At 58.1% G+C, this 5,412-nt stretch carries 5 protein-coding genes and 2 pseudogenes; 4 read left to right on the top strand and 3 right to left on the bottom strand.

The window, feature by feature from the left end; genetic code table 11:
* Window positions 1-619: alpha/beta hydrolase (locus JOY90_RS00530; protein ID WP_291689222.1), on the top strand; the 619-nt coding region annotated here is incomplete at its 5' end.
* A gap of 556 nt (window positions 620-1,175) precedes the next feature.
* Window positions 1,176-2,252 carry a sensor domain-containing diguanylate cyclase gene (locus JOY90_RS00525; RefSeq protein ID WP_291689221.1) on the top strand — a complete coding sequence of 359 codons (1,077 nt, stop codon included), beginning with the start codon at window positions 1,176-1,178 and terminating at the stop codon, window positions 2,250-2,252.
* Window positions 2,253-2,695: 443 nt separating this feature from the next.
* On the opposite strand, the gene JOY90_RS00520 is transcribed toward JOY90_RS00525, so the two are convergent.
* The 3 genes from JOY90_RS00520 to JOY90_RS00510 are packed head-to-tail and all read right to left on the bottom strand — an operon-like array spanning window position 2,696 to window position 4,367.
* Complete coding sequence (locus JOY90_RS00520; RefSeq protein WP_291689220.1) at window positions 2,696-2,875, bottom strand: tannase/feruloyl esterase family alpha/beta hydrolase; 180 nt, start codon at window positions 2,873-2,875, stop codon at window positions 2,696-2,698.
* Between the two features lie 17 nt (window positions 2,876-2,892).
* On the bottom strand, window positions 2,893-3,840 hold the full coding sequence (locus JOY90_RS00515; RefSeq protein WP_291689224.1) for a tannase/feruloyl esterase family alpha/beta hydrolase: 948 nt from the start codon (window positions 3,838-3,840) through the stop codon (window positions 2,893-2,895).
* Complete coding sequence (locus JOY90_RS00510) at window positions 3,837-4,367, bottom strand: tannase/feruloyl esterase family alpha/beta hydrolase (RefSeq protein WP_291689219.1); 531 nt, start codon at window positions 4,365-4,367, stop codon at window positions 3,837-3,839. Before JOY90_RS00510 ends, JOY90_RS00515 begins: the two co-directional genes overlap by 4 nt.
* Before the next feature lie 594 nt (window positions 4,368-4,961).
* Between JOY90_RS00510 and JOY90_RS40010 the strand changes: the two are divergent.
* Together JOY90_RS40010 and JOY90_RS00500 are read left to right on the top strand one after the other, a co-directional pair.
* Window positions 4,962-5,192: pseudogene (locus tag JOY90_RS40010) on the top strand (hypothetical protein); the annotation flags it as partial.
* A gap of 30 nt (window positions 5,193-5,222) precedes the next feature.
* A pseudogene (locus JOY90_RS00500) lies at window positions 5,223-5,412 on the top strand (hypothetical protein); the annotation flags it as partial.

Genomic DNA, 5,412 nt, shown 5'->3' with positions numbered 1-5,412 from the left:
GGCGGGCTTCGGCAAGTTCAAGGTGATCTCGATCGACTACCGCATGCCGCCGGACTTCCCGTACCCCGCCGCGATGGATGACGCGATGGCGGTGTGGAAGGAGGTGGTCAAGACCACCGATCCGAAAAGAATCGCGATCTTCGGCACATCGACCGGCGGCGGCATGACGCTCGCGATGGTGCTGCGCGCCCGGACCGAGGGCTTGCCGTTTCCGGGGGCGATCGCGCCCGGCACGCCGTGGTCCGATATGACCAAGACGGGCGACACCTTCTTCACCAACGAGAAGATCGACAACATTCTCGTCAGCAATGACGGCTGGCTGGGTGAGGCCGCGAAACTCTACGCCAACGGCCACGACTTGAGGGACCCGCAACTGTCGCCGGTGTATGGCGACTTCTCGGGCTTTCCGCCGACCATTCTCACGTCGGGGACGCGCGACCTGTTCCTGTCCAACACCGTGCGCGTTCATCGCAAGCTGCGTCAGGCTGGCGTTGTCGCCGACCTTCATGTGTTCGAGGGCCAGTCGCACGCGCAATATTTGGGCGATCCCGATGCGCCGGAGACGAAGGAGCACTTCGGCGAGCTGGCCGCGTTCTTCGACAAATATCTCGCTAGATAGGCTTTCTGCGCTGCTTATCCCTAGGTGGAAGCTTTTTGCACTGAGACCTTGCTAGTTCCGGCAGCTCGGTTTAATTCCTTCCTGTTTCTTTAGGGTAGCCGCATTGCGGTGTTCATCGCCTAGCCAAAGTTGTGATAGTTCGATCGCGAAAATTGGTCACGCGTTTGATCAGCCGTCATCTCCGGACCATTTCGTAGTCGGCGAACTGATAATCCGCACGATGACGAGGCGTTCGGTTGGCGACGGATGGGAGAGCCGCGGCAGCGTTATTCAATCAAGCGCAAACGGGCGCCTCGTACCTAAGCCCCGCGCGGCATTGATTATTTCTTCGGAGGATCACTCCGGAAAGCAGGCGACTCTGACGACTTGACCAGCATCTACGATAACGATCCGAGCGACGAGAAGTCGATTACCGTTGGTTCCAGCCTCCGGCGTTAACCAACTGCTAAGATTGCAAGGAAAAAACTCGTAGTTAGAGTGGAAATTAATAGGCTTCGTCCCGCACACTGCTTAACGCGCCCGGGGCAGTGATGGCGATCTAGCATAGTTGTGCTCAATGACGGCAATCGAACAACGTAAAGGTGAAGCCAGAAATAAAGAGTTCGACGTCTCTGGCGTTGATGAGCAATCAATGCAGCTCGAGACTCTCTACGCTGCACTGGACAACGTTGAAAGCGGGATGCTGATACTAAATAGTTGTCTGCGAGCGGTTTATTGTAATTCTGCAATATTAAAGATCTTTCATTCGCATCGCACGCCAGCGATGTTACGAGAACAAAAGCCGCACTATAAGGAACTTCTCGAGGAAGCCGCACAAATTCGCGAAGGCCGACGTCTGCACTACGACCGCTCTGCGCCGGCCCTCTCGTCGGTCGAAATGGAAGACTACGTGGCGCGGCGCCTTGAGTGGGTCCGCTCAGGCGATTCGAAGCCTGTCGACCTGCGGATGAACAATGGCACCATATTGCGCTGCAAATTGAGCGTCCTGCCGGAGGGCGGGCGCATGCTCGTGTATAGTGAGATCACGGACATCGTAGACCACGCAAGGGAACTGGGGCGTCTGGCAACCACTGACGGAATGACGGGCATCTGCAATCGGCGTCATTTTCTGACATTGGCTAACCGGGAGTGGGTTCGGGCGCTGCGATGTAACACTCCTCTTACGTTGATGGTGCTTGATATCGATAACTTCAAAGCAATCAACGATCGTTTTGGTCATCAGATTGGCGATGAAGTCATCATTCACTTGGCGAATCTTGCGAATCACGCGAAGCGCGAGATAGACGTGATCGCGCGCATTGGTGGTGAGGAGTTTGCTCTCCTGGTTCCGCAAACCGCCGCTCATGAAGCTCAGATAATGGCCGAGCGACTACGAAAACAAGTATCTGAGACACCGCTCTCCGCGCGCCACGCTAACATTGCATCCACAATTAGCATCGGCGTGGCCGAGCGGTCAGATGAAATGGTCAGCTTTTCTCAACTGATGAACGCGGCGGACATGGCACTTTACGAAGCCAAGCGCTCGGGCCGGGATAGGGTAGTCTGCGCGACAGCGTCGATGGGCGACGGCCGCAAGAAAGCAAAACCATCAGGATGTAACGAACCATTTATCGAGGCCGAGTCGATCGTCTGACCTTGGGTGCAGCGGAAACGCATCAATCCAGAACAGATTCTACTTAAACGGGGGCAAATTGGGGAGCAGGTCATCATAAAGAAAAGGCCAATTGAAAAAGTTCAATGTGAGAATCGGCGCCGCTGCCGGTCTCGGCGATCGTGGTGACACGCGTCTGCAGGCTTCCGACGCTGGCTAACTCATAGTTGACCCTGACGCCCGTCAACTTCTCGTAAGCGCGCGCAAGCGTGTTCTGGAAGTAGATGTCAAAGTTCTTGATGAATGAGCTCTCGTGAATCAGTGTCAGGCTGTTGGTGGCGTCCCAACGATTGGAGGTGGCAGCAACAGAAGTTGAGGCGCCTGCGGCCGCCGTCTTGAGAACCTGGCGACAACAACGAAAAGCGTCGCTTAAATAAAGCCATCACATCCCCCTAACCTGATCGCTTCCTGCGCTGCATCTGCTTTCACGGCGCTTCGCAATGGAAGCTCTCGGCCTTCGTGGCATCGCCGCCGCGGTAACGAGGATAGGCGGGATACCGGCAGAGCGGCCGAGTAGACGTCACAGTAAACGGGGCCGTGGTCTCCTGAAGCTCCACGGTGAGTTCGCTTGGCGCCTTGCCCTTTTCAACCCAATCCGTGAGCACAGCGAAAAAGTCGACCGCTACGGCGCGCCGCTACCCATGTGATCGACGCCCGGCAGGAGATAGAGACGAGAGAAGGAGTCCCTTTTCGCTGTGCCCATCTTTGCCTGCACCGACTTATAGTATTCGATGCCGGCATAGGGACTCTGGGCATAGTCGGCCATGTTCTCAAACATGATCAGCTTGGCACCTCGTGCGGAGAAGGCCGACAAATCCGGCTTCGTTGAATCCATCAGGGCAGAGACTTCTTTCATGCGCTCGGCCAGCTTGGACGGCTCGAATTTTGTTGGGTCGTAGTTCGGATCGCGCGCGAAAAAATATTGGACCGCCCCGCTGCCGAAGACCCAGGCAATGCTGTTGGTTGGCGATGGCGGCAGGGCTGGCGCCGTTGCTCCGGTTTGCCAGTTTACCCAGCCGCCAACTGGTCCGCTGCCTGCCGCGGCTTCGCCGCCATAGCCCCAACCGGGATAAGTATGATTGCCGTTGGCCAAAGTGAAATTCAGTTCGAGCGGCTTCTGAACGGCCTTGACTGTCTGCAGCTGAGGAGCGGTGAGGCAAGTAGGTTCATTCTCGCCGCGACAGGCGAGCTTTGCCGGGTCAAAGGCTTCCTTGCACTTGTCAGGATCGCTAATGATGCCATCAGCTAACCCATCGAGCTGATCGCAGGCCTGAAGCACGGCGTCCTGAACTACCTTGACCTTCTGAGGGCTGAGCCAGCCTTCACCCAGCTGTGCATCGCCGATGCGGGCGAAGGCGGTCATCAGCCCGACCCAATTAATTACGGGCACGCCGCTCAAGATTCCGTCAAAGTCGTTTGGAAAGCGCTGGGCCATGGTGATGCCCTCGCGGCCGCCCTCGGAAAAACCGACATAATATAGCTTGGAGGGTCCACGGCCATAGCGGCGCTGCATGAGCGCGACCGCGACATCGCGAGCCTTCTTGTAGGCAGCATAGGCAAAATTCGTCAGCGCTTCATCATTGAGAGCAAATGCCTGGAGCGGCGTACCGGGGGGCTTTGATGACCGGAATCGGTGCCGTAAGTCACGAACCCGCGCGCCAACGGCGATGGGCTGTCAGCCAGTGCAAGAGGCGGCAACCCCAATCCGGTAATGAGCATACCGTTGAAGCCGCCGCCGCCGAATTGCACGGACGAGCCATTCCATTCCGACGGCAGGTTCACCTGAAAGCGAATAGGCGGGGCTTTGGGATCAAGCGGCGCAATGGCGCCGAGCACCTTGCAGTATTCCGGCGCGGCGGGCACCACCGCCAGATAAGGCGGCAGGGGGCCAAAGGGTAATTGCGCGGCTGTTAGCGGCGAGGCCGCCACCACATCGGCCGACTCGATCGTGGCTCCCCCCGAAGGCAGACCGATCTTCGCCGCGGGAATGGTTTCCTTGAGCGCAGCACAGTGCTCATCGGCCGACTGTGCAGCAGCATAGCCAGGTGCGAGAAGCACAAGCGCTGCCCCCAACAAGATCGAATGGCGCGCGTTCATAAGATCCTCCCGCCATCGATGAGGAAGGATTGGAACTTACCGCCATGGAGCGTGTGCAGGAAGAAGCCGCCCGCTCGTTGGCCGATATGGCGCGCGATACCATGGCGAAGCTCGACGGAGGCGCTCCATACGAAATGGCGATCGCGGTGAGGGACGAGACTGGCCCCGTGCCGGGGATACGTTGCCAATTCGAGATTGACCGATTCCGGAAGCACTAGCAGATCAGGCCGAGTCCTTCGATGCCGAACGCGCCTCGACGATCTTGTCCTTGCGATGATGGAGGGCGGTCGATGTCAAGCAGGATGCCGCTCTTGCAATCTTGACCGCTGGTCCGCGGGGACGTCGTTCGCGGCACAAGGCGCCGCGGCACCCAGTGGTCGGTCCGGGGCTCTTTGAGGGCGCGCGACGTCTTTGCGAATTCTTTGCGCAGCTTCTCCGACGATGAAAGGGTTGAACGTGCTTATCAGCTCGCATACGGCACTCGCACACGATTTCCCGGACGTTCACAAGTCGTTCATGTTGTCACGCATATTCGACTACCCGCTTCAATAGCGCCCCTATTCACTACTCTCGCGCGTAGAGGAGGCTCCGCTGATGACACTTCGTCTTCTTTCGCCATACTTGGCGATGGTCATAGCTCTATTCTGTTCGAGGGCCGTGCCATCGGCTGCCCAAGAGGCTGCTTGCGCTCCTGTCGACGCTGTCGAGACCGCGCCACCACCGCTGCCGACCTATGATCAGCCACCCTTGCCGGGACCTGGCTATCTCTGGTCGCCCGGAAATTGGTCCTGGGACGAGGAGAGAGGCGACTACTATTGGGTGCCTGGCACTTGGGCGGAGCCGCCGCGACCTGGATTGTTATGGACCCCTGGCTACTGGGGTGCGTTTGCGGGTGGCTTCATTTTCCATCCCGGCTATTGGGGTGACCGCGTCGGCTTCTATGGCGGCATCAATTACGGCTTTGGCTATGGCGGCGCGGGCTACGAGGGTGGACGCTGGGATCATGGACAGTTCTTCTATAATCGCACCGTGAACAACCTGCAGG

It is taken from the genome of Bradyrhizobium sp. (assembly GCF_019242285.1).
Taxonomy (GTDB): Bacteria; Pseudomonadota; Alphaproteobacteria; order Rhizobiales; family Xanthobacteraceae; genus Bradyrhizobium.
Note: the sequence above shows the minus strand (reverse complement) of the source record. Positions and strands in the feature narration are given on the sequence as shown.